The sequence below is a fragment of the Saccharothrix obliqua genome (assembly GCF_019375475.1).
GTDB lineage: Bacteria > Actinomycetota > Actinomycetes > Mycobacteriales > Pseudonocardiaceae > Actinosynnema > Actinosynnema obliqua.
The window spans coordinates 341,206-368,003 of the sequence record NZ_JAHXGQ010000002.1 but is presented as its reverse complement, the minus strand read 5'-3'; the positions used below and the strand labels follow the sequence as shown (position 1 = coordinate 368,003).

General features: G+C 72.3%; 24 protein-coding genes. 18 read left to right on the top strand and 6 right to left on the bottom strand.

The annotated features are described in order from the left end of the window. The first annotated feature begins 45 nt into the window (after nucleotides 1-45). The 4 genes from KZQ38_RS07660 to KZQ38_RS07645 are packed head-to-tail and all read left to right on the top strand — an operon-like array spanning nucleotide 46 to nucleotide 3,944. On the top strand, nucleotides 46-888 hold the full coding sequence (locus KZQ38_RS07660; protein ID WP_219439935.1) for a DUF4097 family beta strand repeat-containing protein: 843 nt from the start codon (nucleotides 46-48) through the stop codon (nucleotides 886-888). Between the two features lie 20 nt (nucleotides 889-908). Next, entirely contained in the window at nucleotides 909-1,865 is a 957-nt protein-coding gene (locus KZQ38_RS07655) for an ATP-binding cassette domain-containing protein (protein ID WP_219439934.1), read from the top strand. Further along, nucleotides 1,865-2,689 (top strand): ABC transporter permease, encoded by an 825-nt coding sequence (locus tag KZQ38_RS07650; protein WP_219439933.1) that lies wholly within the window; start codon nucleotides 1,865-1,867, stop codon nucleotides 2,687-2,689. The genes KZQ38_RS07655 and KZQ38_RS07650 overlap by 1 nt, the downstream gene beginning before the upstream one ends. Nucleotides 2,690-2,717: 28 nt before the next feature. Next, nucleotides 2,718-3,944, top strand: a complete 1,227-nt coding sequence (locus KZQ38_RS07645; RefSeq protein ID WP_219439932.1) for a cytochrome P450 — start codon at nucleotides 2,718-2,720, stop codon at nucleotides 3,942-3,944. A gap of 63 nt (nucleotides 3,945-4,007) precedes the next feature. Here KZQ38_RS07645 and KZQ38_RS07640 read toward each other — a convergent pair whose 3' ends face one another. Continuing rightward, a complete protein-coding gene (locus KZQ38_RS07640) occupies nucleotides 4,008-4,871 on the bottom strand; it encodes a peptidylprolyl isomerase (protein WP_219439931.1) in 864 nt (287 codons plus the stop codon). A 145-nt stretch (nucleotides 4,872-5,016) separates the two neighbouring features. Between KZQ38_RS07640 and KZQ38_RS07635 the strand changes: the two genes are divergently transcribed. From KZQ38_RS07635 to KZQ38_RS07625, 3 genes are read left to right on the top strand one after another with little or no spacing between them, the layout of a single operon-like run. Then, nucleotides 5,017-5,715, top strand: a complete 699-nt coding sequence (locus KZQ38_RS07635; RefSeq protein WP_219439930.1) for an MBL fold metallo-hydrolase — start codon at nucleotides 5,017-5,019, stop codon at nucleotides 5,713-5,715. Between the two features lie 5 nt (nucleotides 5,716-5,720). Beyond that, nucleotides 5,721-6,983, top strand: coding sequence for a histidine--tRNA ligase (hisS, locus tag KZQ38_RS07630; RefSeq protein WP_219439929.1), 1,263 nt, complete (start codon nucleotides 5,721-5,723; stop codon nucleotides 6,981-6,983). Further along, a complete protein-coding gene (locus KZQ38_RS07625; protein ID WP_219439928.1) occupies nucleotides 6,980-7,606 on the top strand; it encodes a hypothetical protein in 627 nt (208 codons plus the stop codon). The genes hisS and KZQ38_RS07625 overlap by 4 nt, the downstream gene beginning before the upstream one ends. Nucleotides 7,607-7,618: 12 nt before the next feature. Here KZQ38_RS07625 and KZQ38_RS07620 read toward each other — a convergent pair whose 3' ends face one another. From KZQ38_RS07620 to KZQ38_RS07610, 3 genes are all read right to left on the bottom strand, one after another. Further along, a complete protein-coding gene (locus tag KZQ38_RS07620) occupies nucleotides 7,619-8,482 on the bottom strand; it encodes a spermidine synthase (RefSeq protein WP_219439927.1) in 864 nt (287 codons plus the stop codon). A 7-nt stretch (nucleotides 8,483-8,489) separates the two neighbouring features. After that, nucleotides 8,490-9,932, bottom strand: coding sequence for a YibE/F family protein (locus tag KZQ38_RS07615; protein WP_219439926.1), 1,443 nt, complete (start codon nucleotides 9,930-9,932; stop codon nucleotides 8,490-8,492). Nucleotides 9,933-9,999: 67 nt separating this feature from the next. Then, nucleotides 10,000-10,599, bottom strand: a complete 600-nt coding sequence (locus KZQ38_RS07610) for a hypothetical protein (protein ID WP_219439925.1) — start codon at nucleotides 10,597-10,599, stop codon at nucleotides 10,000-10,002. Between the two features lie 316 nt (nucleotides 10,600-10,915). On the opposite strand from KZQ38_RS07610, the gene KZQ38_RS07605 reads away from it, so the two are divergent. The 4 genes from KZQ38_RS07605 (at nucleotide 10,916) to KZQ38_RS07590 (ending at nucleotide 14,936) form a co-directional block, all read left to right on the top strand. Then, entirely contained in the window at nucleotides 10,916-11,542 is a 627-nt protein-coding gene (locus tag KZQ38_RS07605) for a nitroreductase family protein (protein WP_257901078.1), read from the top strand. Nucleotides 11,543-11,633: 91 nt separating this feature from the next. Continuing rightward, entirely contained in the window at nucleotides 11,634-13,535 is a 1,902-nt protein-coding gene (locus tag KZQ38_RS07600; RefSeq protein WP_219439923.1) for an intein-containing Rv2578c family radical SAM protein, read from the top strand. A 179-nt stretch (nucleotides 13,536-13,714) separates the two neighbouring features. After that, nucleotides 13,715-14,116 (top strand): nuclear transport factor 2 family protein, encoded by a 402-nt coding sequence (locus KZQ38_RS07595; protein ID WP_219439922.1) that lies wholly within the window; start codon nucleotides 13,715-13,717, stop codon nucleotides 14,114-14,116. 76 nt (nucleotides 14,117-14,192) lie between these two features. After that, nucleotides 14,193-14,936, top strand: a complete 744-nt coding sequence (locus tag KZQ38_RS07590; protein ID WP_219439921.1) for a TIGR03084 family metal-binding protein — start codon at nucleotides 14,193-14,195, stop codon at nucleotides 14,934-14,936. Between the two features lie 544 nt (nucleotides 14,937-15,480). Here the strand turns inward: KZQ38_RS07590 and KZQ38_RS07585 are convergent. Next, nucleotides 15,481-16,443, bottom strand: coding sequence for a hypothetical protein (locus KZQ38_RS07585; protein WP_219439920.1), 963 nt, complete (start codon nucleotides 16,441-16,443; stop codon nucleotides 15,481-15,483). 342 nt (nucleotides 16,444-16,785) lie between these two features. Between KZQ38_RS07585 and KZQ38_RS07580 the strand changes: the two genes are divergently transcribed. The 3 genes from KZQ38_RS07580 to KZQ38_RS07570 all read left to right on the top strand — a co-directional run bounded on the left by KZQ38_RS07580 (nucleotide 16,786) and on the right by KZQ38_RS07570 (nucleotide 20,328). Continuing rightward, entirely contained in the window at nucleotides 16,786-17,955 is a 1,170-nt protein-coding gene (locus KZQ38_RS07580) for a S8 family peptidase (RefSeq protein WP_219439919.1), read from the top strand. Between the two features lie 65 nt (nucleotides 17,956-18,020). After that, nucleotides 18,021-19,148 carry a S8 family peptidase gene (locus tag KZQ38_RS07575; RefSeq protein ID WP_219439918.1) on the top strand — a complete coding sequence of 376 codons (1,128 nt, stop codon included), beginning with the start codon at nucleotides 18,021-18,023 and terminating at the stop codon, nucleotides 19,146-19,148. Between the two features lie 55 nt (nucleotides 19,149-19,203). Continuing rightward, nucleotides 19,204-20,328 carry a S8 family peptidase gene (locus KZQ38_RS07570; protein WP_219439917.1) on the top strand — a complete coding sequence of 375 codons (1,125 nt, stop codon included), beginning with the start codon at nucleotides 19,204-19,206 and terminating at the stop codon, nucleotides 20,326-20,328. Here KZQ38_RS07570 and KZQ38_RS07565 read toward each other — a convergent pair. Next, complete coding sequence (locus tag KZQ38_RS07565) at nucleotides 20,307-20,777, bottom strand: GNAT family N-acetyltransferase (protein WP_219439916.1); 471 nt, start codon at nucleotides 20,775-20,777, stop codon at nucleotides 20,307-20,309. The genes KZQ38_RS07570 and KZQ38_RS07565 overlap by 22 nt on opposite strands. Before the next feature lie 238 nt (nucleotides 20,778-21,015). On the opposite strand from KZQ38_RS07565, the gene KZQ38_RS07560 reads away from it, so the two are divergent. The 4 genes from KZQ38_RS07560 (at nucleotide 21,016) to KZQ38_RS07545 (ending at nucleotide 26,795) form a co-directional block, all read left to right on the top strand. Next, nucleotides 21,016-22,206, top strand: coding sequence for a S8 family peptidase (locus KZQ38_RS07560; protein ID WP_219439915.1), 1,191 nt, complete (start codon nucleotides 21,016-21,018; stop codon nucleotides 22,204-22,206). Nucleotides 22,207-22,716: 510 nt separating this feature from the next. Beyond that, the gene (aspS, locus tag KZQ38_RS07555) at nucleotides 22,717-24,498 is read left to right on the top strand and encodes an aspartate--tRNA ligase (RefSeq protein WP_219439914.1); all 1,782 of its coding nucleotides are present in this window, start codon (nucleotides 22,717-22,719) and stop codon (nucleotides 24,496-24,498) included. A 9-nt stretch (nucleotides 24,499-24,507) separates the two neighbouring features. Beyond that, complete coding sequence (locus tag KZQ38_RS07550) at nucleotides 24,508-25,449, top strand: DUF389 domain-containing protein (protein WP_219440385.1); 942 nt, start codon at nucleotides 24,508-24,510, stop codon at nucleotides 25,447-25,449. Between the two features lie 146 nt (nucleotides 25,450-25,595). After that, a complete protein-coding gene (locus KZQ38_RS07545; RefSeq protein ID WP_219439913.1) occupies nucleotides 25,596-26,795 on the top strand; it encodes a hypothetical protein in 1,200 nt (399 codons plus the stop codon). Nucleotides 26,796-26,798: the final 3 nt, after the last annotated feature.

Genomic DNA, 26,798 nt, shown 5'->3' with positions numbered 1-26,798 from the left:
CTGACCTGCACGGACGGCTCACCGACTCATCTTGTGGGGACAGCCATGCCTGAATACGAAACGCCCGAACCGATCTCCGTGACGCTCGACCTGAGCGTCGGCAACGTGCGGTTCACCGCGAGTGACCGCACCACGACCGCGGTCGACGTCCGCCCGACCGACGAGAACGACGAGTCCGACGTGGCGGTGGCCCGGCAGGTCCGGGTCGACCACGCCAACGGCGTGCTCCGGGTGACCGGCCCGAAGCCGCGCATGTTCGACTTCTCCAACAAGTCCCGGTCGGTCGACGTGCACATTGAGCTGCCCAGCGGCTCACGGGTGTCCGCCGACGCCCAGGCGGCCGACTTCCGGGCGACCGGGCGGCTCGGGGAGTGCCGCGTCAAGATCTCCGTCGGCAACTTCTCGTTCGAGCGCACCGGTCCGCTGCGCGTGCAGACGGTCGGTCACATCACCGTCGAGGACGTCGAAGGCGGCCTCGAGGCGTCGACCGGCACCGGCAAGGTCCGGATCGGCCGCGTCGACGGCACCGCGGTGGTCAAGAACTCCAACGGCGCGACGCTGATCGACACCGTCACCGGCGACCTCCGGGTCCGGGCGGCCAACGGGGACATCGAGGTCGAACGGGCCACCGCCGACGTCGACGTGAAGACGTCCAACGGCGCCATCCGCCTCGGCGAGGTCGTCCGCGGTTCGGTGGTGCTCGCGTCCGGCACGGGCGACCTGGAGGTCGGCATCGCCGAGGGCACCGCGGCCTGGCTGGAGCTGAACACCAGCTTCGGGCACCTGCACAACCGGCTGGAGAACACGGCCAGCCCCGAAGACGCCACCGAGACCGTCCAGGTGCGCGGGCGCACCTCCCACGGCGACATCACCGTCCACCGCGCCTGACCCGATCCGAAAGAGGAACCATGCCCACCAACCCATCCCGGTCGGCGATCACCGTGACCGGACTGCGGAAGTCCTTCGGCGACCACGTGGTGCTCAACGGTCTCGACCTGAACGTGGCCCGCGGCACGGTCTTCTCGCTGCTCGGCGCGAACGGCGCCGGGAAGACCACCACGGTCAAGATCCTGTCCACCCTGGTCTCCGCCGACGCGGGCGACATCCGGGTCGCCGGGCACGACGTCACCCGCGAACCCGACGCGGTGCGTGCCGCGATCGGCGTCACCGGCCAGTTCTCCGCGGTCGACAACCTGCTCACCGGCACGGAGAACCTGCTGCTGATGGCCAACCTCAACCACCTGGACCGGCGGGCGGGTCGGCGGCGTGCCGCCGAGCTGCTGGAGCAGTTCGACCTGACCGAGGCGGCCAAGAAGCCGGCGTCCACCTACTCCGGCGGTATGCGGCGGCGGCTCGACCTGGCGATGACCCTGGTCGGCAACCCGCAGGTGATCTTCCTGGACGAGCCGACCACCGGGCTGGACCCGCGCAGCCGCCGCGGCATGTGGGAGGTCGTCCGGGGCCTGGTGGCGAGCGGCGTCACGATCTTCCTGACCACGCAGTACCTGGAGGAGGCCGACGAGCTGGCCGACCGCATCGCGGTCCTGGACCACGGCCGGGTGGTCGCCGAGGGCACCGCGGAGGAGCTGAAGCGCCGCATCCCCGGTGGGCACGTCCGCCTGCGGTTCGTCGACTCGAGGGGTGTCGACGAGGCGCTGCGCGTGCTGGACCAGCCTTCGCGCGACAACGACGCGCTCGTCCTGCGCGTGCCCAGCGACGGCAGCATGCGTGCGCTGAAGACCCTCATCGACCGGCTCGACGACCGCGCCATCGAGGTCGACGAGCTGTCCGTGCACACCCCCGACCTGGACGACGTCTTCCTCGCCCTCACCGGCAACCCCGCCCACGAGAAGGTAACCGCCTGATGAGCACCCCGACCACCCACTCCCTCCGCACCTTCCCGCTGCGGGACTCGGCGACGATGTTGCGCCGCAACCTCAAGCGCCTCCTGCGGTACCCGTCGATGACCGTGCTGCTCATCGGGATGCCCGTCGTCTTCCTGCTGCTGTTCGTCTACGTGTTCGGCGGCACGCTCGGCGCAGGGCTCGGCGGTGCGACGCCGGCCGGCACGACGGGCGGACGTGCCGCGTACGTCAACTACGTGGCGCCCGCGATCATCCTGATGACCGTGACGGCCGTCGTGCAGGGCACCGCGGTCACGATCGCGATGGACATGACCGAGGGCATCATCGCCCGGTTCCGCACGATGCACATCGCCCGCGTCTCGGTGCTGACCGGGCACGTGCTGGGCAGCCTGATCCAGGCGGTGTTCAGCCTGGCCATCGTGATCGGCGTGGCCCTGCTGGTGGGCTTCCGCCCCGCCGCCGGGCTGGGCGACTGGCTGGCCGTGGCCGGTTTCCTGCTGGCGGTGAGCTTCGCCCTCATCTGGTTGTCCGTCGCGCTCGGCCAGGTCAGCAACAGCGTCGAGACCGCGAGCAACATGCCCATGCCGTTGACCCTGCTGCCGTTCATCAGCAGCGGCTTCGTGCCCACCGAGTCCATGCCGGCCGCGTTGCGCTGGTTCGCCGACTACCAGCCGTTCACGCCGATCATCGAGACCCTGCGCGGCCTGCTGATGGACCAGCCGGTCGGGAACAGCGCCTGGATCGCGCTCGCCTGGTGCGCCGCCGTCGCGCTGGGTGGCTACCTCTGGTCGAAGCGGCTGTTCAACCGTGAATCCGCCCGCTGAGGGCGACCGAAGGAACCAAGGAGATCCGATGAGTGAAGAAGTCCCCGTCCCGCACGGCCTGCCCATGGAGCGCAACGCGGGTCCCTTCGACCCGCCCCGCGAGATCACCCGGCTGCGTGCCGCCCGCCCGGTCAGCCCCATGGTGTTCCCGGACGGCCACAAGGGCTGGCTGGTCACCGGCTACGAGGAGGTCCGGCAGCTCCTGGCGGACACGCGGTTCAGCTCCCGCCAGGACCTCGGCGTCCTGCACATGCCGTACGAGACGCCCGGGATGCCGGTCATGACCGAGCCCTCCCCGGTGGTGCCGGGCCTGTTCGTCGCCATGGACCCGCCGGACCACACCCGGCTGCGCCGGATGCACACCGGCGCGTTCACCGTGAAGCGCATGAAGCAGCTCGAGGAACGCATCACCGAGATCGTCGAGCGGCAGCTCGACCACCTGGCGCACCTCGCCCCGCCGGTCGACCTGGTGGCGGAGTTCGCGTTGCCGGTGCCCTCGCTGGTGATCTGCGAGCTGCTCGGCGTCCCCTACGAGGACCGGGACAACTTCCAGGTCAACTCCGCCAAGATGATGCAGAAGGACATCACGTTAGAGGACAAGATGGCCGCGTACAGCGAGCTGTCCGGGTACCTGGCGGAACTGGTCACGCGCAAGCGCGCCGAGCCCGGCGAGGACATGCTCTCCGACCTGGCCGGCAACGAGGACCTGAGCATCGAGGAGCTGACGGGCATCGCGTTCCTGCTGCTGCTCGCGGGCCACGAGACCACGGCGAACATGCTGGGGCTGGGCACGTTCGCGCTCCTGGAGCACCCGGAGCAGCTGTCCGAGCTGCGTGCCGACCCGGAGCTGATGCCCGCGGCCGTGGAAGAACTCATGCGCTACCTGTCCGTCGGCGACATCTTCTTCCGCTACGCCGCGGAGGACATCGAGCTGGGCGGCGAGACCATCCCCGAGGGCTCCACCGTGATCGTCTCACTGCTGGCCGCCAACCGGGACCCGAGGCGCTTCGAGGACCCCGACGCGCTGGACATCCACCGCAAGGCACGTGGTCACCTGGCGTTCGGCCACGGCATCCACCAGTGCCTCGGCCAGCAGTTGGCCCGCATCGAGATGCGAGCCGGGTTCACCGGCCTGCTGCGCCGCTTCCCGGACCTGGCGCTGGCCGTCCCGGCGGGCGACGTGAAGCTGCGGACCGACATGAACATCTACGGCGTGCACGAGCTGCCGGTCACCTGGACGGACACGGCCGCCTAGGAGCTGCCCCGGACGGCGAAAGGGCCGCGGACGACGTCCGCGGCCCTGTGGTCGAGTCGGTGGTCAGGCGACCGTCACGGACTCGAACTTCACTTCCTTGTTCGGCTTGCCGCCACCGGGGGACGGGTCGAAGGAGCCGTCGTGACCACCGCGGGCCACCTCGTCGATGAGCTTGAGGCCCGTTTCGTCCAGGCTCCCGAAGACCGTGTAGTCCGGGGACAGCTGGGCGTCGCCGTAGACGATGAAGAACTGGCTGCCGTTGGTGCCCTTCTGGGTCTCCTGGTCCAGGCCGGCGTTGGCCATCGCGAGGTAGCCGCGGCCGTAGGTCAGCTCGGGCCACGTCTCGTTGTCGAACGCGTAGCCGGGGCCGCCGCTGCCGGAGCCGGTCGGGTCGCCGCACTGGAGCATCTGGAGGCCCTGGGTGCCGATGCGGTGGCAGGTCGTGCCGTTGTAGTAGCCCTGCTGGGCGAGGCTGACGAAGCTGTTCACCGTGCACGGGGCCAGGGAGCGGTCCAGCGTCAGGTGCAGGTCGCCGATGTTGGCCTTGATGGTGGCCGCGACGGTGCCGTTCGCCGGGACGCCGCTCGCCTCGGGGGCCTTGGTGCCCTCCTTGGCGGCCGGCTCCTTGCCCTGCCGGTACTCGCAGCTCGCGGGGTCGGCCAGCGGGGTCGGGCGCTTCGGCAGGGCCTTGACCTCGGACGGGATCTGGATCGGCGGCGGCGTGGTGCTGCTCGCCGCCGCGTTGTCGTCCCCGCTGCCGAAGTCGACCGTGGTCAGGAAGTACACGCCGCCCGCGACCACCACGACCAGGGCGGCCGTGAGGACGACGGCGACGATCCGGCGCCGCTTAGCGCGCTCCGCCCGGCGGACGATCTGGCGCTCCAGCTTCCGCTTGGCCTGCTCGCGGCGCTGCACGTTGGTCGGCACCTGCAACCTCCCTGTTCTCGCGTCGATCGGCGACGATCGGTGAGCAGTCTAGGGGCCTCGTATATGGCTGGCGTCAGGCGGATAGGCTGGTAGGTGAGGTCCACAGGCATCCGTTGCCATTCCGTTGCCGACGAGAGGTGTCCGCGTGCTGGTGCTCGGTTTCCCCACCGGCGCCCTCCAGGCGAACTGCTTCGTGCTCGCGGCCGAGGCGGGCGGCCCGTGCGTGGTGGTCGACCCCGGCCAGGACGCGACCGAGCCGCTGGCGCGGACGCTGCGGGAGCACCGGCTGTCGCCGGTCGCCGTGCTGCTCACGCACGGCCACTTCGACCACACGTTCTCCGTCGCACCGGTCTGCGACGGCAACGACGTCCCCGCGTGGATCCACCCCGAGGACCGGGTCCTGCTGTCCGACCCGATGCGGGGCATCAGCGCCGAGTCGCGGTCGTTCTTCGGCGGCGACCTGGAGATGCGCGAGCCGCGCGAGGTGCGGGAGCTGACCGACCGGGTCGAACTCGACCTGGCCGGGTTGCGGCTGACCGTCGACCACACACCGGGCCATACCGGCGGGTCGGTGATGTTCCGCGCCGGCACCGAGGAGGGCGGGCGGCTCGTGCTGTCCGGCGACACCCTCTTCGCCGGCTCCATCGGACGCACCGACCTGCCGGGCGGCGACCACCGCGCCATGCTGGCGTCACTGCGCACGAAGGTGCTGACGCTGCACGACGACACGGTGGTCCTGCCCGGCCACGGACCGACCACCACCATCGGCCGTGAGCGGGTCAGCAACCCGTTCCTGCTGGAACTGGGCGACGACGCGCCCGCCGCACCGCATCGAGGACTGTAGACACCGTGACCGCGTTCTCCGCCCCCAAGGGCGTTCCCGACTACTACCCGCCTGCCTCCGCCACGTTCCTGGCGGTCCGCGACACCCTCGTGGACTCGGCGCGCCGCGCCGGGTACGGCTACATCGAGCTGCCCGTCTTCGAGGACACCGCGTTGTTCGCGCGGGGCGTCGGCGAGTCGACCGACGTCGTCACCAAGGAGATGTACACGTTCACGGACCGGGGTGGCCGGTCCATCACGCTGCGCCCCGAGGGCACGGCGGGCGTCATGCGGGCCGTCATCGAGCACGGCCTGGACAAGGGTCAGCTGCCGCTGAAGCTCGCGTACGCGGGCCAGTTCTTCCGCGCCGAGCAGCCGCAGGCCGGTCGGTACCGGCAGTTCCACCAGGTCGGCGTGGAGGCGATCGGGGTGGACGACCCGGCGCTGGACGCCGAGGTCATCGCCATCGCCGACGAGGCGTTCCGGCGGATGGGCCTGTCCGGCTACCGGCTGGAGCTGACCACGCTCGGCGACTCCTCCGACCGCCCCGCCTACCGCGAGGTGCTCCAGGCGTTCCTCGCCGGGCTGCCGCTGGACGACGAGACGCGTCGCCGGGCGGAGATCAACCCGCTGCGCGTGCTGGACGACAAGCGGCCCGAGGTGCGGGCCATGGTGGCGGGCGCGCCGCTGCTGCGCGACCACCTGTCGGACTCCTCGCGCGAGCACTACGCGCGGGTCAAGGACTACCTGGCCGACCTGGGCGTGAAGTACGTGGAGAACCCGCGGATGGTGCGCGGCCTCGACTACTACACCAAGACGTGCTTCGAGTTCGTCCACGACGGGCTGGGCGCGCAGTCCGCGATCGGCGGCGGCGGGCGGTACGACGGCCTGATGGAGCAGCTGGGCGGGCAGCCGCTGTCCGGCGTCGGCTTCGGGTTGGGCGTGGACCGGTCGCTGCTGGCGTGCCAGGTCGAGGGCGTGCTGCCGGGCGACGTGACGCGTTGCGACGTGTACGGCGTGCCGCTCGGCGACGCCGCGAAGTCGAAGCTGGTCGCGTTGTCGGCGGCGCTGCGCGCGGCCGGCGTGCGGTTCGACCTCGCGTACGGCGGCAAGGGCCTGAAGGGCGCGATGAAGGGCGCCGACCGGTCCGGCGCGCGGTTCGCCCTGGTGCTCGGCGAGCGGGACATCGAGGCGGGTGTCGTGCAGCTCAAGGAGCTGGCCTCCGGCGACCAGCGCGAGGTGCCGCTGGCGGACGTGGTGACCTCGGTGCGGGAGGCGTTGGGCCGGTGAGCGAGGAGCGGATCCCACTCGACCTGCTGGACCCGGCCGCGGTGCGCAAGCGCGCCCGGACGGTCGGCATCGGCGCGCTGCTGGTGGCGGCGGCGTTCGGCGGGTTGCTGGGTCTGCTCGCGGGCCGCACGGCGGGCCTGGTGGCGGCGGCGGTCGTGGCGTTGCCGCTGTTGCTGCTCGCGTGGTCGGAGGCGCGGCGGCGGGTGTGGCTGGAGGGGCGCGTGCTGTCCGTGCGCGCCTTCGGCACCCGCTCGGTCGACCTGCACGCCGCCGACCAGCTCGACCTGCTGGTGACGGACATGCGTGGCAGCCGCACCGTGGGTCTCTTCGTGCGTGGCGGGGGCAAGGCGATCAACCTGGCCCTCGCCATCTACGCCGGCACCGGTGGCCGGGAGCAGGGCGTGTTCGGGCTGCGCAAGCTCGCGGACGTGCTGGCCGGGCGCGGTGACGCGGTCGGGCTGGTGTTCTCGGACCTGCTGGTGGCGCAGCTGCGGGCGGAGGCGCGTGGCCTCGCGGCGGCGGACCGGCCGCTGTACCAGCTCGGTTCGCTCGCGCCCACCGGGCGGCTCGCGCAGAAGCTCAACCCGGACGCGATCTCCCGGTTCGTGGCGACGCTGGACTGACCGGTTCGGCCGTCAGTCGCTGGACAGGCCCCACGTGCCCTTCGGCGGTGACGGCGACTGGGTGGCGGTCTCGTCGGTGGTGGGCGGCGCGCCGCCGATGAACCGGACCAGCGCGTCGCCGTGCTCCACCCGGCCCGGGAACGGGTCGCCCGCGGTGCGCCGCACCAGTTCCGCCAGCGGCAGGTCGGTGTGCGAGCCGAGCAGCACGAAGTTGCCGAACCGGCGTCCCCGGAACACGGCGGGCTCGGCGACCACGCACACGTGCCGGAACACCGCGCGCACCGTCGCCGCCTGGGCCTTGGCGAACCCGAGCCCGCCGCCGTCGCCGATGTTCGCCGCGTACACGCCACCGCCACGCAGCACCCGCGCGGCCAGCGCCACGAACTCGACCGACGTCAGGTGCGCCGGTGTCCGCGCGCCCGCGAACACGTCCGTCACCACCAGGTCGAACGTGTCCTCCGGCGCCTTCGACAACACCTCGCGGGCGTCGCCCTGCCGGATCTTCACCCGCCACGTCCGGTCCAGCGGCAGGTGCCCGCGGACCAGGTCGATCAGGGCCGCGTCGATCTCCACGACCTGCTGGGACGACCGGGGTCGGGTGTCGGCGACGTACCGGGGCAGCGACAACGCGCCGCCACCCAGGTGCAGGGCGCGCACCGGTTCGTCGTCGGGCGCGATCAGGTCGGCCACGTGCCCGAGCCGCCGGACGTACTCGAACTCCAGGTGACGCGGGTCGTCCAGGTCCACGTGCGACTGCGGGGTGCCGTTGAGGCGGAGGGTCCACGCACGCGGCACGTCCGGGTCGGGCACGAGTTCCGCGATGCCGGAGTCGACCTCCCTGGTGATGGTCTGGTCGGTCTTCCGGGTGCGTCCCACGGTTCGATTATCCCGGTGGGACGCGCGGGTGCCGCCGCCGGTCGGCCGGCGCGTCAGGCCGGTGGGCGGCGCGGGGCCTCGGTGCGCGCTGCGTCGCCGGGCGTTCCCATGGTCCCTTGGCCGGGTCGTAGCCGGTGCGCAGGTCGCCGGTGATGCGTGCCGGGGGACCCGGTTCGGGTTCCGGCTCCGGCTCGGGCTCGGCCGCGGGTTCGGGTTCGGGCTTCGGTCCGGGGTCGGTCGGCGCGGGTTCTCGGGTGGCCACGAAGGCGGCCAGGGCGGTGGTCACCGGCACCGCCGCCACCAGGCCGATGCTGCCCACCAGGGTGCGCACCACCTCCTGCGCCACCTGCTGCGCGGTGAGGATCTCGCCCAGGCCGCGCCCGGACAGCGCGAACGCCAGCAGCAGCGGCAGCGCCGCGCCCGCGTACGCCATCACGAGGGTGTTCACCACGGACGACAGGTGGTCGCGCCCGATCCGCGACCCGGCGGCGTACAGCTCGCGGAAGCCCAGCGCCGGGTTGGCGCGACGCAGTTCCCAGACCGCACTGGTCTGCGTGACGGTCACGTCGTCCAGCACGCCGAGCGCGCCGATGACGGCGCCGGCGAGCAGCAGGCCGCGGGTGTCGATGCCGTGGCCGAGCAGGGACACGAGGTTCGCCGTGTCCTGGTCCAACCCGGTGAGCTTGCCGAACGCCGAGAACGCCACGCCCAGCACGCCGATCAGGGCCAGGCTCACCAACGTCCCGAGCACGGCGGTGGACGTCCGCGCGGACACGCCGTGCGTCAGGTACAGCACCACGAACATGATCAGCCCGGCCCCGACGACGGCGACCGCCAACGGGTCTTCGCCGGCGAGGATCGCGGGCAGCACGAACAGCACCAGCACCACGAAGCTCAGCGCCAGCGCGCCCAGCGAGGCGAGCCCCTGCCACCGGCCGAGCAGCAGCACGGCCGCCACGAACAGCACCGCCAGCAACAGCAACGGCACGCCGCGCTGGAAGTCCGCGAGCTGGTAGGACTGGCTGGACGTCGGGTCGCCGCCGCTGAACGACAGCACCACCGCGTCGCCGACCGAGAACGACGGCGAGGTGGGTTCGTCGGGCACCGGGATGTGGATGTCGCGCCCCGCCGCGCCGCCGTCCGTCATCCGCACGGTGACCAGCACGCAGCCGGTCTGACCGGCCTGCCCGCCGTCCGGCCCGCAGCCGCTCCGCGCCACGGCCGTCACGTCGCCGCGCACCGGGACCTGGGCCAGGCCCGCCTCGGCGCCCGTGCGCTGGTCGTGGCCGAACGGGTAGAGCAGCAACGCGCCCACGACCGTGGCGAGCACCAGCGGGACGAGCAGGACGAGCAGCAGTCTGCGGACCGGAGCGGAGGCGGGTGCGGCGGGGCCGTGTCCGTGCCCGTGGCCGTGCGCGGCGATCAGGTCCTTGGCTTGCACGGCGCACATCCTGCCCGATCGGGCGAACCGGTCACGGAGCGGAGCGCGCCCCCGGAGCGGGGGCGCGCCACCCGGTTCAGTTGTGGCAGGGCTGTCCGGCCTGGAACACGAGCACCGACGTCACCGGGTAGTTGAGGAACCCGTAAGCGGTGCCGTCGAAGTACACGGCGTCCCAGTTGATCCCGTCGCGGAGCGTCGGGTACGCGGCACGCACCTCGGCCTCGGTGGAGCCGATGCCGACGCCGTCCTCCGTCCGCCCGTCACCTTCCAGGATGATCGACGCCACCCCGCTGTTCTTCGCCACCCACACGCCGCCCTCACCGGACCGCAGCCGGTACAGGTCGCACTCGCCGCCGGTCGGCCCGTCGGTACCGCTGGTGAGACCGGTCGCGACGAGCTGCTCGGCGGACATGCCGAACCGGATCGCGCCGAACCCGCCGCGGTCCAGCACCCGCCCCACCGGCGCGACCGGCTCGGCGACCGGAGCGGGTTCACGCACGTCCCGCGTCTCCGGCGTGGCCGGTTCGACAGCCGAGGTGGTCGTCACCGCGGTGGTCGTCACCGCGGTGGTCGTCACCGCGGTGGTGGCCGCCTGCGGCGCGTCGACCGTGGTGCAGCCCACCAGCGCGACACCCATCGCCGCCGCCAAGAGCGTCGCCTTCATCGCGTTGCGCATGTCTTTCCCCCTGTTCCCGGGCAGCCCGAATAAACGTCCTGTTCGGACTGAATCGCGACTGCTTCCCCCTGTGGGCGCGGTCCCCGCCGCGCCCACAACAAGAGATGCCGGACGGGTGCCGCGGGTTGCGAGGGCTCAGGTCACAGGTCGATCACGCGGGGTGACGACCGTGGTGTTCGCTATCCGGACACTTCGGTGCGAATTTCGGGTGCAGACCTTTGCCCGTGCGGGTGGCGGTGCCACAGTCCCTGGCGTGACCACTTGGACCCCCATCCATGGGCAGGACTTCGACCCCGTGCCCTACCGGCCCGCGCGGATGCCGGCCGACCAGTCCCTGCGCACCGCGGCCGAACTGCGTGCCCGCATGGACGAGCGGCGGACCGTGCGGATGTTCTCGTCCGACCCGGTGCCGACGCAGGCCGTGCTGGACGCCATCGCCGTCGCGTCGACCGCCCCCAGCGGCGCGCACCAGCAGCCGTGGACGTTCGTCCGCGTCGTGGACCCCGCCGTGCGCAAGGCGATCCGCGACGCCGCCGAGGAGGAGGAGCGGATCTCCTACGGCGGGCGGCTCGGCGACGAGTGGCTGGGCGCGCTGCGCCCGCTCGGCACGGACGACGTGAAGCCGCACCTCACCGATGCGCCCGAACTGGTCGTCGTGTTCCAGCAGCGGTACTACCTGGAGTCCGACGGCACCAGCCGCAAGCACTACTACGTGGACGAGTCGGTCGGCATCGCGGTCGGGATGCTGCTGACCGCGTTGCACCTGTCCGGCCTGGCCGCGTTGACGCACACGCCGTCGCCGATGAGGTTCCTCGGCGAGGTGCTGAACCGGCCGCGCAACGAGAAGGCGTTCGCCGTGATCCCGATCGGCTACCCGGCCGACGACTGCGTGGTGCCCAACCTGGTCCGCAAGTCGCTGGACCAGGTCCTGGTCACGGTGTGAGGCGGTGCGCCCGAGCGTCCACTGAGGACGGTCGGGCGCACGTCCGGGTAGGCCGTTTGACGGCAGTTCGAACGCGTGTTCGAATGTGGGTATGCGATGGGACGGGCAGAAGGACGGGGCGGACCCGCAGCAGGCGCTGCCGGGGTTGCCGGGGCTGGTGCGCAGCGTGCGCGCGCCGGACTTCGCCGACGTCGTGTTCCACGAGGTGCGCGCGAAGTCCGTCCTGAACGAGGTGCCCGGCGACCGGATGCCGTTCCGCTGGACGGTGAACCCGTACCGGGGCTGCACGCACGGCTGCACCTACTGCCTGGCCGGTGACACGCCCGTGCTGCTCGCGAACGGGCGGACGAAGCCGATCGCCGAGCTGTCCGTGGGCGAAGAGGTCTTCGGCACGTTCGAGGGGCGGTACGTCTCGACCCGGGTGAAGGCGCACTGGACGACGGTCAAGCCCGCGTACCGGGTGACGCTGGAGGACGGCACGCGGGTCGTCGCGAGCGGTGACCACCGGTTCCTCGCGCAGGACGGGTGGCGGCACGTCACGCCGGGCCGGTGCGCCGACTTCGAGGAGCGGCCGTTCCTCGGCAAGGGCACGCGGCTGGTCGGCACGGGCCGCTTCGCCGCGCCGCCGACCGTGAACGACTCCTACCGCACGGGTTACCTGTGGGGCGTGGTGCGGGGTGGCCTGCCGGGTGATCCCGACGTGCTGGCGCGGGCGCGGGACTACGGCGCGGGCCGCATTCCCCGGGACGGCGACCTGGTCGCGTGGCCGACCGCGCCGGACGACGACTGGTCGAAGGGCTTCCTGGCGGGGCTGTTCGACTCCCGCGGCACGGTGACCGGTGGCGAGCTGGTGCTGTCCAGTTCGGACGGTGCCGTGTTCGACGCGGCCGTGGTGGCGTTGGCACGCCTGCGGATCGGGCACGCCGTGGAGGTGCGCGGGGTGCGCGTCACCGGCGGCCTCGCGGACCGGCTGCGGTTCCTGCACCTGGTCGGCCCCGCGGTGTCGCGCGGCAACGCGGTGGAGGGGCTGCCGGTGCCGCGGAGCGGAGGGCCGGCCGTCGTGTCGGTGGAGTCGCTGGGCGTGACGCGGACCCTGTACGACATCACCACCGGCACCGGCGACTTCGTGGCGAACGGCCTCGTGAGCCACAACTGCTTCGCCCGCAACACGCACACGTACCTGGACCTGGACGCGGGGCGCGACTTCGACGCGCAGGTGGTGGTGAAGGTCAACGCGCCCGAGGTGCTGGCCACGCAGCTGAAGTCGCCGCGGTGGCGGCGGGAGCACGTGGCGCTGGGCACCAACACCGACCCGTACCAGCGCGCGGAGGGCCGGTACGCGTTGATGCCGGGGATCATCCGGGCGTTGGCGGACTCCGGCACCCCGTTCTCCGTGCTGACCAAGGGAACCGTGCTGGCACGCGACATCCCGCTGCTGCGGTCGGTGGACGTCCCGGTGGGTGTCGGCGTGTCGATCGCCCTGCTGGACCGGGAGTTGCAGGCGGGCCTGGAACCCGGCACGCCGAGCCCGCAGGCGCGGTTGGAACTGGTGCGGAAGGTGCGCGAGGCGGGGTTGCCGTGCGGTGTGTTCATCGCGCCCGTGCTGCCCGGCCTGACCGACGGGGCGGAGCAGTTGGACGCGTTGCTGGCGGAGATCGCGGCGGCGGGCGCGACGGGCGTCACCGTCCTGCCGCTGCACCTGCGGCCCGGCGCGCGGGAGTGGTTCGGGCGGTGGCTGGTGCGTGAGCGGCCGGACCTGGTGGACGGGTACCGGCGGCTGTACGCGCGTGGCGCGTACGTCGACCCCCGGTACCGGCGGTGGTTGGCGGCCAGGGTGCGGCCGTTGTTGCGGCGGCACGGGTTGGCGGTGAGCGGGCTGCGGGACGCGGTCGGCGTGCCCGGTGACGCGGCGGGCGGGTGGCCGGCGGGCAGCCTGCCGGCGGGCGCACCCGACCGGTCGGAGGTGGACCAGGAGCAGTTGACCCTGCTGTAGCGCCGCCCGGCCGCGATCCGCGGACCGGCGAGTGCGGAGCGTGCACGGGCGACCGGGGGAGGGGTGGCAGGCGCGCGGTGGCGGCGGACCCGTGAGCGGACAAGTGCGGTTCGGCTGGCGGCATGGCCCCTGAGCTGCGCATTCACCTCTACCGTACCACGTACGGTACAATGTACGACATGAGTGCTGTGCCGGGTTCAGGGGCTGGGTTCGTACCGACCGACGAGGACGTGCTGGGCGTCCTGGAGTGGTTCGCGCGCTGGGACGCGCTGGCCGAGGCGAAGGACGTGGAGGCGATGGCCGGGATGGCGTTGTTCCCGGTCAACGCGGTGACCGACGGGTCGGCCGAATCGTGGGACCGGGCGCGGTTCCTGACCGACATGGCCGCCCAGTTGGGCGACGGCGACGTGCAGATGGAATCCGTTCGCACGCCCGTGTTCGTCAACGCCAACCTGGTGTTCGTGATCACCGACGCCACCATCACGGTCGGCGAGTTCACCCAGAACGTGCGATACGGGGACCTGCTGGTGAAGAAGGACGGGCAGTGGCTGTTCCAGACCATGGTGCAGGGCGGGTGGTGAGCCGGTCTTGACCGTGCGCTGACGGCCCGGAACACTCCGCCGCGTGGAGACCGACGGGGGCGGCGGAGGTCGTCCGGTGATCACGGAGGTCCTGCGCGACCTGCGTGCCGAGAGCGCGGCGCTGGACGACCTGGTGGCGCCGCTGCCGGACTGGTCACGCCCGACACCCGCCGTCGGCTGGACCATCGCCCACCAGATCAGCCACCTGCGCTGGACCGACCACGTCGCGGCGCTCGCCGCGACCGACCCGGCGGCGTTCGCCGAGCGCTTCGGGACCGCGCCGGCGGACGTCGTGGACCGGGGTGCCGAAGAACCCGTGACGCTCGCCGGGTGGCGTGCGAGCCGGGACGCCCTGGAGCGCGCATTGCTCGCGGTGCCCGCCGGCGTGCGGCTGCCGTGGTTCGGCCCGCCGATGAGCCCCACGTCCATGGCGACGGCGCGCCTGATGGAGACGTGGGCGCACGGTCAGGACGTGGCCGACGCGCTCGGCGTGGTCCGCGCACCCACCGCCCGCCTCAAGCACGTCGCGCACATCGCGGTGCGTGCCTTCGGTTACGCGTTCCTGGTCAACCGCCTGCCCGTGCCGCGCGAGCCGGTGCGGGTCGAGCTGACCGGCCCCGCCGGCGAGCGTTGGGTGTGGGGCCCGGAGGACGCGGCGAACCGGTTGACCGGGCCGGCACTGGACTTCTGCCTGCTCGCCGTGCAGCGCAGGCACCGCGACGACCTGGCCGTGACCGCGGCGGGCGACGTGGCGCGGGCCTGGTTGCCGATCGCGCAGGCGTTCGCGGGCCCGCCCGGATCCGGGCGGGAGAGGACCTGATCCCTCCGGCGACTCCCGGCCGGGCCGAACCGGCCGGCGCGTTGGACCGGTCGGCGGTGCGCGGACTGGTCGCGAACCGCCGAGCGCGGCCCCCGCGGACTTTTTCCCGGCACGGGTGCGGGTTCGTCGGCGATGGCATCCGCCGATGTGCGGTCCGCCTGTTGGGAATCGTCGGACGAACCCACGGCTGAGGCGGCGGAATCCCGCATCGTGAACCCGAAAAACGCGGTGGGAATGCGAAACCACCACGCGACCGGAAGCGCGGACGCCGGGTTGGCCCAGCTGTTCGCCGGGCTCAACCCCAAGCGGGACGGCGTCGTTCACGGCAGGGCCCGCCGCGCACCGGCTGCCGAACTCGGAAGGAGCCGGCTCCCCACGACGTCGGAGAGGACCGGAAGCGGCCGACATGGCCGAGTACGCGGCGGATGAGGCGGTGGACCGGGATTTCCGGACGCACGGCGGTGAACCGAGTACGGATCTCGGCACCCCGCGGATCAGCCGCGGGGTGGTTCCGCGGCACGCGTCGGGGTTGCCGGGCCGGGTGTCAGGTCCACTGCCAGCGGAGGCCGACCACGCCGGGACCGAAGTCCAGCGCCACGGCGTACGCGTAACCCCAGGTGTCCACCGGGGTTTCGCGGACGTCGGCGGGTTCGTCGCCGGCCAGGTCGGAGGTGAACTGCTCGCAGCGCACGGGTCGGCACCGCGAGTCGTACCGGACTTCCAGCACGTACTCCCGAACCGGGTGCCGGAACCGGCGCGAGTGCGAGTTGTCGTAAGCCGGGTGGTGTGGTGCCACGTGGATCAGCTCGTACTCCACGGCGGTGCGCTCCCCCCTGCGCAGCGGCCGGTCGAACAGCAGTTCGGCGATCATCAGACCGTTGCGCGGGTCGGCGGACACCCGCCCCAGTCTGCACGAGCGCAGCGTGCCGATCACCGGCAGCGGGTCGCCGGGCAGCCGGGTGTCGTAACCCAGCAGCACGCGGTCGACGCCCGTGCGCTCGGCACGCAGGACCTGCCGGGACCGCACCCGGCGGGTGCTGCCGTCCATCGCCAGCTCCACCTGGTCACGCAGGCTGAGCCGGGTCACGTCGCGGTCGATGCTGGTGTCGACGTCGGCCAGCAGCTCGGCCATGGTCTCGTAGTCGCCCGCCCGCGCCCACCCGTTCGCACCGCCGGGGCGCGTCCTGGGCCTGGCCTTGCCCCGCGGCCGGGGCGGGCCCAGCAGGGTGCTCAAACCGCCCTCGCCGACGTCCAGGATCTCTTCGAGGTGCCCGACCGCGGCCAGTGAGTCGGGGCGTTCCGGACGGCGTCGGCCCGACTGCCAATAGCTCAACGCGGCGATGCTCACCGCCACGCCGCGTGACCGCAGCTTGTGCTGGATGCGCTCCAGGCTCAACCCTTTCGCCCGGATCGCCGAGCGCAATGCGACCGCGAAGGGGTCCGCTGCTGCGTCGTTGCGTCGGGGATCGCGTACCCGCGATTCCGGTCCGACGACTGGCGTAGGCATCTTCGCTCCGTTCTCCCGAGGACAAGGCGAGCGACGTTATCGTGCGAAATCCACCCGACGGTACAGCCGATCGGGTTTCCCAACGTGAATTTAACCGAATCGGCGGGCAAAATCCGGTCGGCCGTGGAATGTTTGAATTCTCATTAACAGCACCGGTGTGAAGGGGGCCGCCGCGCGATCGTCCCAGCGCTGGTGGGACGTCCGGCCGCTTCCAGGTGCCCGAACCGCACCATAGCCTCGAAGACGTGGGGTGACGTCGAGCACACGCCCCGCGCGGTCCGCGGTCCCGCTCCTGCCGCGTGCGGGTGCCTGCGGCCGTTCCCTGCGAAGAACGGAGCACACATGCGCAAGCCTGCTCTGCTGATCGGGGTCACCGCCGGTGCGACGGCCCTCGCGCTGGTGCACCCGCCCGCTTCGGCGGCGGAGGGCGTCATCCTGTCCGCCGGGACGCCCGAGGCGATCCCGAACAGCTACCTGGTGAAGCTGAAGGATTTCTCCGCGGTGCGCCCCGACTCGCTCGCCGCGCGCTTCGACGGGCGCGTCGACCGCATTTTCTCCACAGCGTTGAATGGGTTCTCGGTCACGTTGTCCGAGCGCGCGGCGAAGCGCCTCGCGGCGGCACCGGAGGTCGACTACGTCGAGCAGAACCAGGTGGTGCGCCTCGCGACGACCCAGAACAACCCGCCGTCGTGGGGCTTAGACCGCGTTGACCAGCGCGATCTTCCCCTGGACCGGGCGTACACGTACAACTCGACCGGCTCGGGGGTGAACGTCTACGTCATCGACACGGGCGTGCGCATCAGCCACCAGGACTTCGGCGGACGCGCGAAGAACGGCTTCGACGCCGTGGACAACGACAACGTGGCGCAGGACGGCCACGGCCACGGCACCCACGTGGCCGGCACCATCGGCGGCACGAACCACGGCGTCGCCAAGTACGCCACGATCCACGCGGTGCGCGTGCTCGACAACCGGGGCTCGGGCACCACGGCCGGTGTCGTCGCGGGTATCGACTGGGTGACCAAGAACCACGTCAAGCCCGCCGTCGCGAACATGAGCCTCGGCGGTGGCACGTCCTCCACGCTGGACAGCGCGGTGCGCAGGTCCATCGCGGCGGGCGTGACCTACGGCGTGGCGGCGGGCAACGACAACGCCAACGCCGCCAACTACTCGCCCGCGCGGGTGACCGAGGCGATCACCGTCGGTTCGACGGCGAACAACGATTCCCGGTCCAGCTTCTCCAACTTCGGCGCCGTGGTCGACGTGTTCGCGCCGGGCACGTCCATCACCTCCGCGTGGAACACCAGCGACACGGCCACGAACACGATCTCCGGCACGTCGATGGCGACCCCGCACGTGGTCGGCGTCGTCGCGCGCTACCTCCAGGGCGCGCGGGCGGCGAGCCCGGCCGACGCCGAGGCCGCGATCGTGCGGGCGGCCACCACCGGCAAGGTGACCAACCCCGGTTCGGGTTCCCCGAACCGACTCCTCTACTGGGCCCCGACGTCCTGACCCGGCCCCCGTGGAACCCCGGCGCGACCCGCGCCGGGGTTCTCCCGTTCCAGCGGAGGGAAGCGATGCGCAGACTGTTACCCGGCCTGGTCGCCGCCGCGCTGCTCGGCGCGGTCGCGGCCACACCGGCTTGGGCGGAGGGCGTGGTCCGGCACGCCGGCTCGGCGTCGGCGGTGCCCGGGAGCTACGTGGTGAAGGTGCGGGACGCGGGCGCCGCCCGCGCCCTGTCGGCCCGGTTCGCCGGGGTGGAGCACGTCTACACCGGGGCGTTCCACGGGTTCTCGGTGCGGTTGTCCGACCGGGCGGCGCGGCGATTGGCGGCGCACCCGGACGTGGAGTACGTGGAGCAGGACCAGTACGTCACGGCGAGTCCGGTCACGCAGCCCGACGCGCCGTGGGGTCCGGACCGGATCGACCAGCGCGGGTTGCCGCTCAACGGGACCTACCGCTACACGTCAACCGGTGACCGCACCACGGTGTACGTGATCGACACCGGTATCCGCATCACGCACGAGGAGTTCGGCGGGCGGGCGTTCTACGCGTGGGACGCGGTGGACCACGACACCACGGCCCCCGACGAGAACGGCCACGGCACGCACGTCGCGGGTGTGATCGCGGGGAAGGTGCACGGCGCGGCCAAAGGCGCACGGGTCGGTGCGGTCCGGGTGCTCGACCCGCGTGGCAGCGGCACCATCTCGACCGTCATCGCCGGTGTCGACTGGGTGACGCGCAACGCCGCGAAGCCCGCGGTGGCGAACTTCAGCCTCGGTGGCGCGCAATCCACGGCGCTGGACAACGCCGTGCGCGGGTTGATCGCATCCGGCGTGGGCGTTTCCGCGGCCGCGGGCAGCAGTGGCAGCGGCACCGTCAACACCTCGCCCGCGAGGGTCGGCGAGGCGTTGGTGGCGGGGTCGTCCACCCAGACCGACGCACGTGCGTCGTTCTCCAACTACGGAACGGGCGTCGACCTGTTCGCGCCGGGCGTCGGCATCACGGCGGCGTGGCACACCAGCGACACCGCCACGAACACGTTGAGCGGCACGTCGGTGTCCACGGGCTTCGTGTCCGGCGTGGCCGCGCGTTACCTCCAGTTCAACCCGACGGCGAGCCCCGCTCAGGTGCACGCGGAACTCGTCCGCGAAGCGACCCCCCTGTCCTGGGGCCGGCTCCTGTACTGGTCGCCGGACCGGTGACCGCTCGAAACCGGGGTGCTCGCCCCGGTTCACCTCCCTGCAAAGGAAATCACTCATGCGCAAGCTGTTGACCGGACTGGGCGTCGCCGTCCTGGCCGTCGGCGCGCTGTCGACCCCCGCCCAGGCGGAGGGCGTGGTGCGGCACGCCGGATCGGCGTCGGCGGTGCCCGGCAGCTACCTGGTGAAGTTGAAGGACACCGCCGCGGTGCCCGCCGTGACGTCGCGAATCGCCGGCGTGGACCGGGTGTACTCCGGTGCGTTCCACGGGTTCTCGGCGAAGCTGACCGACCGGGCGGCGCGGCGGCTGGCCGCCGACCCGGACGTCGAGTACGTGGAGCAGGACCAGGTCGTGCGGGCGTTCTCGACGCAGAACAACGCGCCGTGGGGCTTGGACCGCATCGACCAGCGGAAGCTGCCGCTGGACACCAAGTACAGCTACACCACCACCGGTAGCGGTACCACGGCGTACGTGCTCGACACGGGCATCCGGGTCACGCACGAGGAGTTCGGCGGCCGTGCCTGCAACGGTTGGGACGCCGTCGACAAGGACGACGTCGCCCAGGACGGGCACGGGCACGGCACGCACGTCGCCGCCTTGATCGCGGGCCGGACCTACGGCGTGGCGAAGCAGGCCGCGGTGTGCGGCGTGCGCGTCCTCGACAACAACGGCTCGGGCAGCACGTCCGGCGTCGTCGCGGGCATCGACTGGGTGACCACCCACGCGAAGAAGCCCGCCGTGGCCAACCTCAGCCTCGGTGGCGGCGTCTCCACGGCCATCGACGACGCGGTGCGCCGGTTGATCGCGTCGGGCGTGACCGCGTCGGTGACGGCGGGCGGCAGCAACACCGACGCGGTGAACGCCTCGCCGGCGCGGGTGGTCGAGGCGATCACCTCCGGCGCGGCCACCAACACCGACACCCGGACGCCGTTCTCCAACTGGGGCAAGGTGGTCGACCTGTACGCCCCGGGTCAGAACATCACGTCCGCGTGGCACACCAGCGACACCGCCACGAACACGATCTCGGGCACGTCGATGTCCACGGGCTTCGTCTCCGGTGTGGCGCTGCGGTACTTGCAGCGCAACCGCGCGGCGACGCCCGCGCAGGTGCAGACCGAACTGGTGCGTGAGGCGACACCGCTGTCGTGGGGCGCCCTGCTCTACTGGTCGCCGTCGCGGTAACCCGCGGGCGGCCCGGCGGGGGCGAGGTCGTGCCTCATCACGATCTCGTCACCCGCCGTCTCACCGGTCTCCACGAACCCGAACGCCTTGTAGAGGCCGTGTGCGACGGCGTTGCCGGGCACGAGGCGCAGGCTCAACGTGCGGCGGCCTTCGGCACGTGCGAGCGCCGCGATGGCGGCCAGACCTTTCCGTCCCAGGCCGCGGTTCTGCACCCGTCGGTCGATCATGAAGCGGACGACGTGCAGGTCGTCCGGCCGGTTGCGGCGCAGGAGGGTGAAGCCGACCAGGTCGTCGCCGGAGTAGAGGGCGAGCGGTTCCATGTGCGGCCGGTGAATCCACGCGTCCGCGATGGATTTGAGGTTGGTGGCGACGAAACGCCGCTGCTCCTCGTGGACTTCGAGTTCGATCACGGCTCGGTAGTTGTCCTCGTTGACCGGTGCCAAGCGCATGCCGGGACGGTAGCGCCCGGGTTGTACCACGGCTTTCGAGATGCGGGAAAGCGCAGGTCCGCGCTCTTCTTGACGCTCCCGTGATAACTGGCAATCTTTCACACTTTCCCTCGTGACGCCGGACTGCTTCAGTTGGTAACTGTCAGCGAGGGCATGGTGGCCCAGCGTCACTCCCACTCCCTGCGCATGTCCCGGTGGGTGTCGGCGTGGAGGTCATCGCTTCGAGAACGGATACTTGATGCGACAGTCACGACAGGTCCGGTTCCTGGCCGGCGTGGGTGCGACGACGATCGTCGCGGCCGCCGCGTCCACCCTGTTGGCTACCCCCGCCCAGGCCGCCGAAGGCGAGATCCGCGCCGCCGACGCGGCCGAGAAGGTCGAGAACAGCTTCATCGTCAAGCTGAAGGACGGGTCGACGGCGTCCGCCGACTCGCTGGCCGCCCGTTACGGCGGCCAGGTCGACCGCGTGTTCAGCAACGCGCTCAACGGTTTCACCGTGTCGCTGCCCGAGTCCGCGGCGCGCAAGCTGGCCGCGAACCCGGCCGTCGAGTACGTCGAGCAGGACCAGGTGTTCCACGTCGAGACGACCCAGAGCAACCCGCCGTCGTGGGGCCTGGACCGGATCGACCAGAAGAACCTGCCGCTCGACAACGCGTACAGCTACACCTCCACCGGTTCCGGCGTGAACGTCTACGTCGTGGACACCGGTGTTCGCATCAGCCACTCCACGTTCGGCGGCAAGGCCAAGAACGGCTTCGACGCCGTGGACAACGACAGCGTGGCGCAGGACGGCCACGGCCACGGCACCCACGTGGCGGGCACCATCGCGGGCAGCCAGTACGGCGTCGCGAAGGACGCCACCATCCACGCGGTGCGCGTCCTCGACAACAACGGCTCGGGCAGCACGGCCGGTGTCGTCGCGGGTATCGACTGGGTGACCAAGAACCACGTCAAGCCGGCGGTGGCGAACCTCAGCCTCGGCGGCGGCGCGTCCACCACGATCGACAACGCGGTCCGCAGGTCCATCCAGGCGGGCGTCACGTACGCCATCGCCGCCGGCAACAGCAACACCAACGCGGGCAGCACCTCGCCCGCGCGCGTCACCGAGGCCATCACGGTCGGCGCGACCGAGCGCAACGACGCCCGTGCCAGCTACTCGAACTACGGTTCGGTGCTGGACATCTTCGCGCCGGGCTCGGGGATCACGTCGTCCTGGAACACCAGCGACTCCGCGACCAACTCCATCTCCGGCACGTCGATGGCGACCCCGCACGTGGCGGGCGCGGCGGCGCGCTACCTCCAGAACAACCGCTCCGCCACCCCGGCCCAGGTCGCCTCGTACCTGACCGGCCAGGCCACGCCGAGCAAGGTCACCAACCCGGGTTCGGGCTCCCCGAACCGCCTGCTGTACCTGGCGCCGAGCGCCTGACGGTGAACACGTGAACGCCGCCTCCCACCGGGAGGCGGCGTTCCGCTGTTCCGCTGCCCAACCTCGCCCGAGGGGCCGCTCGGCGAACCGCCGGGCACCCGCGCGGTACTCCCGGCCCGAGACCGCCCCGCCCGCCCACGGCCCCGCCGCCCCCGCCACCACGTCTCGCTCGCCGCCCGGCACCCGCCACCGGCCGCCCGCCGCGCGAGCGCCCCGCCGCCTCCCGGCAGTCGTCGCGTCAGGCGAACCGCGGCCACCGCCTCGCGCCACCGCCCGCCCCGCTCGCCCGCCGCCTCCTTCCGGCCGTCGTCGCGCCGGGCGAACCGCGGCCACACCCCCGCGCGAGCGACCCCCGACCCCGCGCCCACCCGCCGCCGCGGGTCGGCGGGCACGTCGGCACGTGGGTGGGCGGCACGCGCGGGAAACCTGGTGGCGGGTTCCGGGGGACCGTTGGCTAGCCTTGACGGCGAGTCGCCCTTCAGCTATCCGACCCAGAGGAGTGCAGTACCCGTGATGCGCACGCACGAGGCCGGGACGCTCCGCGCCGAGCACGCCGGGCAGTCCGTCACCCTGACCGGGTGGGTGGCCCGCAGGCGCGATCACGGCGGCGTGATCTTCATCGACCTCCGGGACGCCTCCGGGGTCGCGCAGGTCGTGTTCCGCGAGGGCGAGATGGCCGAGCGCGCCCACCGGCTGCGTGCCGAGTTCGTGGTCCGCGTCGTGGGCGAGGTGCACCGTCGCCCCGAGGGCAGCGAGAACCCCGAGCTGCCGACCGGCGACATCGAGGTGTACGCCTCCGAGCTGGAGGTGCTGAACGAGGCCGCGCCGCTGCCGTTCCAGCTCGACGAGCACCTGGAGGTCGGCGAGGAGGCCCGGCTCAAGCACCGCTACCTGGACCTGCGCCGCTCCGGCCCGGCCCGCGCCATGCGGCTGCGCAGCGAGGCCAACCGGATCGCCCGCGAGGTGCTGCACGCCGAGCGCTTCGTGGAGGTGGAGACCCCCACGCTGACCCGGTCGACCCCGGAGGGCGCGCGTGACTTCCTGGTGCCCGCCCGCCTGCGCCCCGGCTCCTGGTACGCGTTGCCGCAGTCGCCGCAGCTGTTCAAGCAGCTCCTGATGGTCGGCGGCCTGGAGCGGTACTACCAGATCGCCCGCTGCTACCGGGACGAGGACTTCCGCGCCGACCGGCAGCCCGAGTTCACGCAGCTCGACATCGAGATGAGCTTCGTCGAGCAGGACGACGTGATCGCGCTCGCGGAGCGCATCCTGGCCGGGCTCTGGCGCGAGCTGGCGGGCCACGAGATCGAGCTGCCGATCCGCCGCATGACCTACGCCGAGGCGATGGCCCGGTACGGCACCGACAAGCCGGACCTGCGGTTCGGGCTGGAGCTGACCGACCTCACCGAGTTCTTCCGGGAAACCCCGTTCCGGGTGTTCCAGGCGTCCTACGTGGGCGCGGTCGTGATGCCGGGCGGCGCGGACCAGCCGCGGCGCACGCTCGACGCCTGGCAGGAGTGGGCCAAGCAGCGCGGTGCGCGTGGCCTGGCGTACGTGCTGGTGAACGAGGACGGCACGCTCGGCGGTCCGGTCGCGAAGAACCTCTCCGACGCCGAGCGGGAGGGTCTCGCGGAGGCCGTCGGCGCGCGGCCGGGTGACTGCGTGTTCTTCGGCGCGGGCGAGCCGGACTCCGCGCGGGCGCTGCTCGGCGCGGCGCGGGTGGAGATCGCCCACCGGACCGGCCTGGTCCAGGAGGGCGCCTGGTCGTTCGTGTGGGTGGTGGACGCGCCCATGTTCGAGGCCGTGGACAAGATCGGCGACGACGTGGCGGTGGGCTCCGGCCAGTGGACCGCGCTGCACCACGCGTTCACCTCGCCGAACGCCGAGTGGATCGACAAGTTCGACACCGACCCCGGCAACGCCCTTGCCTACGCCTACGACATCGTCTGCAACGGCAACGAGATCGGCGGCGGCTCGATCCGAATCCACCGCGCGGACGTCCAGCAGAAGGTCTTCGAGATCATGGGCCTGGGCGCCGACGAGGCGCAGGAGAAGTTCGGCTTCCTGCTGGAGGCGTTCAAGTACGGCGCGCCGCCGCACGGCGGCATCGCGTTCGGCTGGGACCGGATCACCATGCTGCTGTCGGGCGCGGACTCGATCCGCGAGGTCATCGCGTTCCCGAAGTCGGGCGGCGGCTACGACCCGCTCACCGCCGCGCCCGCGCCGATCACGGCGCAGCAGCGCAAGGAGGCCGGTGTGGACGCCAAGCCACAGGTCGCCAAGCCGCAGGCGTAGGCGGTGCCGATGCTCCACCTGCGTGCCGTGTGCCCGGTCGACCTCACCGACCGGGTGCTGGCCGCGCTGAAGGAGCACCCCGGCACGACGCACGTCGTGGTCCTGCGCGGCGCGGCGGTCGACCCCGCCGGTGACGTGGTGGAGGCCGACGTCGCGCGGGAGGCCGCGGACGAGGTGGTCGACGCCCTGTGCGACCTGGGTGTCGACCACGCGGGCGGCGTGACGCTGGAGCAGATCGACACGGCGTTGTCCGACGCCGCCGACCGGGCGGAGGAGGCCGCGCCCGGCGAGGCGGCGGACGCGGTCGTCTGGGAGGAGCTGATCTCCCGGACCGGCGAGGAGTCGCGGCTCAACGCCACGTTCCTCGGGTTCCTCACCATCGCGTGCCTCCTGGCGGCGGTGGGCGTGGTGACGAACTCGCCGGTCACCATCGTCGGCGCGATGGTCGTGGGACCCGAGTTCGGCCCGCTGGCGGCCGTCGCGGTCGGTGTCGTGCTGCGGCGGTGGGACCTGGTGCGGCGGGCCGGCCTCGCGCTCGCCGCCGGTTTCCCGCTCGCCATGCTGATCACGTTCGGCGCCGCGGTGCTCGGCTCCTACACGGGCCTGTTCGACCGCGACATGGTGCTGGCCGCGCACGAGGTGGACTTCGTGTTCCAGGTCGGGCCGTTCTCGCTGATCGTCGCGCTGCTCGCGGGGGCGGCGGGGATGTTGTCCATGACGTCGGCGAAGTCCGCGGCGCTGGTCGGCGTGTTCATCTCGGTGACGACGGTGCCCGCCGCCGGCTACGCGGCGATCGCCGCCGTGCTCGGCGAGTGGGCCATCTGCGGCCAGTCCGCGCTCCAGCTCGCCGTGAACCTCACCGGTATCGTCGTGGCCGCGGCGCTGGTGCTCGCGCTGCGCAAGCGGCGCGGCCGGACCAGGGCGCCGGCGCGTCCCCTGTCCCGCGGCTGACTCCCACCAGGTGGGAGGTCGCGCCGGTGGACCTGGTTGGTTGCAGTATCGACAAGAGGTGGTTCGACCCCGCGCGTGGGCACTACCGTCACGGTGCCCGGACGGGTTCTGTCAGGACGGTGGCCACCGGGGTAGGGTCGGAGGGGATGAGCGTGGAGATCACCGCCGACCCGGCGGACGTCGCGGACGCGGACGACTCCGACCTGCTCGCCACCCTCGCCGCCGCCGAATCGGTCCTCAGCGGGCGCTTCGGCGCGGCGGTGCGGCTCGCCGACCCGGTGCGCCTCGGCGGTGCGGGCCGGTCGGTCGTCGCGCGGGTGCGCGTCGCCGCCACACCGTTCGCGCTGCCCCGCACCCTGGTCGTGAAGCGCTACCCGTCGGCCGTCGCCGACCGGGACCCGTTCGCGCACGAGGCGGTGTCCCACCAGCTCCTCACCGCGCTGCCCGGCGAGGACCGCCTCACCCCGGAGCTGGTCGCGCAGGACAGCGGTGAGCGCCTGGTCGTGCTGGAGGACCTGGGCCTGGCGCCGCGGCTCGCGGAGAAGCTGCTCGGCTCGGACGCCCGCGTCGCCGAGCGCGGCCTGCTGTCGTGGGCACACGCGATGGGCCGCCTGCACGCCACCACCGCGGGCCGGGACGCCGACTTCGACGCCCTGATGCGGCGGCAGGGCAGCCAGTGCTGCGCCGACCCGATCGCGGTGGACGTCCACACGGCGCTCGCCGGGCTGTCGGGCCTGCTGCGCGACGTGCTGGGGGTCGAGACGCCGACGGCCGTGCGGGAGTTCGCCGAGCGGGCGGTGCGCGGGTTCACCACGTCCCGGCGGCGTGCGTTCAGCCCGTCCACGTCCTGCCCGGACAACCACCTGGTCACCAGCCGGGGCGTGCGGTTCCTGGACTTCGAGGGCGGCTGCGTGCGGGACATCGCGTTCGACGCGGCGTGCCTGCGGGTGCCGTTCCCGTCGTGCTGGTGCGCGTACGGGCTGCCCGCCGGGATGTCCGAGGCGATGGTGGCGGCGTGGCGGGCCGAGGTCGCCTCGGTGTGGCCGGACCTGGACGACGACGACGTGTTCCTGCCGCGCCTGCTGGAGTCGCAGCTGCTGTGGGTGTGGCTCGGCACCTGGCGCGGCCTGCCCGGCCTGGACTCGGGCCTGCCGTCGACGCACCGCCCGGTCGACTCGCCGCCCCGCGCGACGATCCTCACCGCGCGGTGGGTGCGGTTGCGGGCGGACGCGGCGGCGCTGGGCGTGGCGCCGGTCGCCGCGCACGCCGACGCGGTGGTCTCGGCGCTGGTGGCCCGGTACGGGCCGGAGGTCGCGGAACTGCCGCTGTACCCGGCATTCCGGTAGCGT

Coding starts and splice junctions, on each gene's coding strand:
- KZQ38_RS07565 (WP_219439916.1), bottom strand. CDS start 20,777: ATGCGCTTGGCACCGGTCAACGAGGACAACTACCGAGCCGTGATCGAA.
- KZQ38_RS07605 (WP_257901078.1), top strand. CDS start 10,916: ATGCCGGCCGACCAGTCCCTGCGCACCGCGGCCGAACTGCGTGCCCGC.
- KZQ38_RS07545 (WP_219439913.1), top strand. CDS start 25,596: ATGAGCGTGGAGATCACCGCCGACCCGGCGGACGTCGCGGACGCGGAC.
- KZQ38_RS07650 (WP_219439933.1), top strand. CDS start 1,865: ATGAGCACCCCGACCACCCACTCCCTCCGCACCTTCCCGCTGCGGGAC.
- KZQ38_RS07615 (WP_219439926.1), bottom strand. CDS start 9,932: ATGTGCGCCGTGCAAGCCAAGGACCTGATCGCCGCGCACGGCCACGGG.
- KZQ38_RS07645 (WP_219439932.1), top strand. CDS start 2,718: ATGAGTGAAGAAGTCCCCGTCCCGCACGGCCTGCCCATGGAGCGCAAC.
- KZQ38_RS07550 (WP_219440385.1), top strand. CDS start 24,508: ATGCTCCACCTGCGTGCCGTGTGCCCGGTCGACCTCACCGACCGGGTG.
- KZQ38_RS07580 (WP_219439919.1), top strand. CDS start 16,786: ATGCGCAAGCCTGCTCTGCTGATCGGGGTCACCGCCGGTGCGACGGCC.
- KZQ38_RS07585 (WP_219439920.1), bottom strand. CDS start 16,443: ATGCCTACGCCAGTCGTCGGACCGGAATCGCGGGTACGCGATCCCCGA.
- KZQ38_RS07660 (WP_219439935.1), top strand. CDS start 46: ATGCCTGAATACGAAACGCCCGAACCGATCTCCGTGACGCTCGACCTG.
- KZQ38_RS07560 (WP_219439915.1), top strand. CDS start 21,016: ATGCGACAGTCACGACAGGTCCGGTTCCTGGCCGGCGTGGGTGCGACG.
- KZQ38_RS07655 (WP_219439934.1), top strand. CDS start 909: ATGCCCACCAACCCATCCCGGTCGGCGATCACCGTGACCGGACTGCGG.
- KZQ38_RS07595 (WP_219439922.1), top strand. CDS start 13,715: ATGAGTGCTGTGCCGGGTTCAGGGGCTGGGTTCGTACCGACCGACGAG.
- KZQ38_RS07570 (WP_219439917.1), top strand. CDS start 19,204: ATGCGCAAGCTGTTGACCGGACTGGGCGTCGCCGTCCTGGCCGTCGGC.
- KZQ38_RS07600 (WP_219439923.1), top strand. CDS start 11,634: ATGCGATGGGACGGGCAGAAGGACGGGGCGGACCCGCAGCAGGCGCTG.
- KZQ38_RS07610 (WP_219439925.1), bottom strand. CDS start 10,599: ATGCGCAACGCGATGAAGGCGACGCTCTTGGCGGCGGCGATGGGTGTC.
- KZQ38_RS07575 (WP_219439918.1), top strand. CDS start 18,021: ATGCGCAGACTGTTACCCGGCCTGGTCGCCGCCGCGCTGCTCGGCGCG.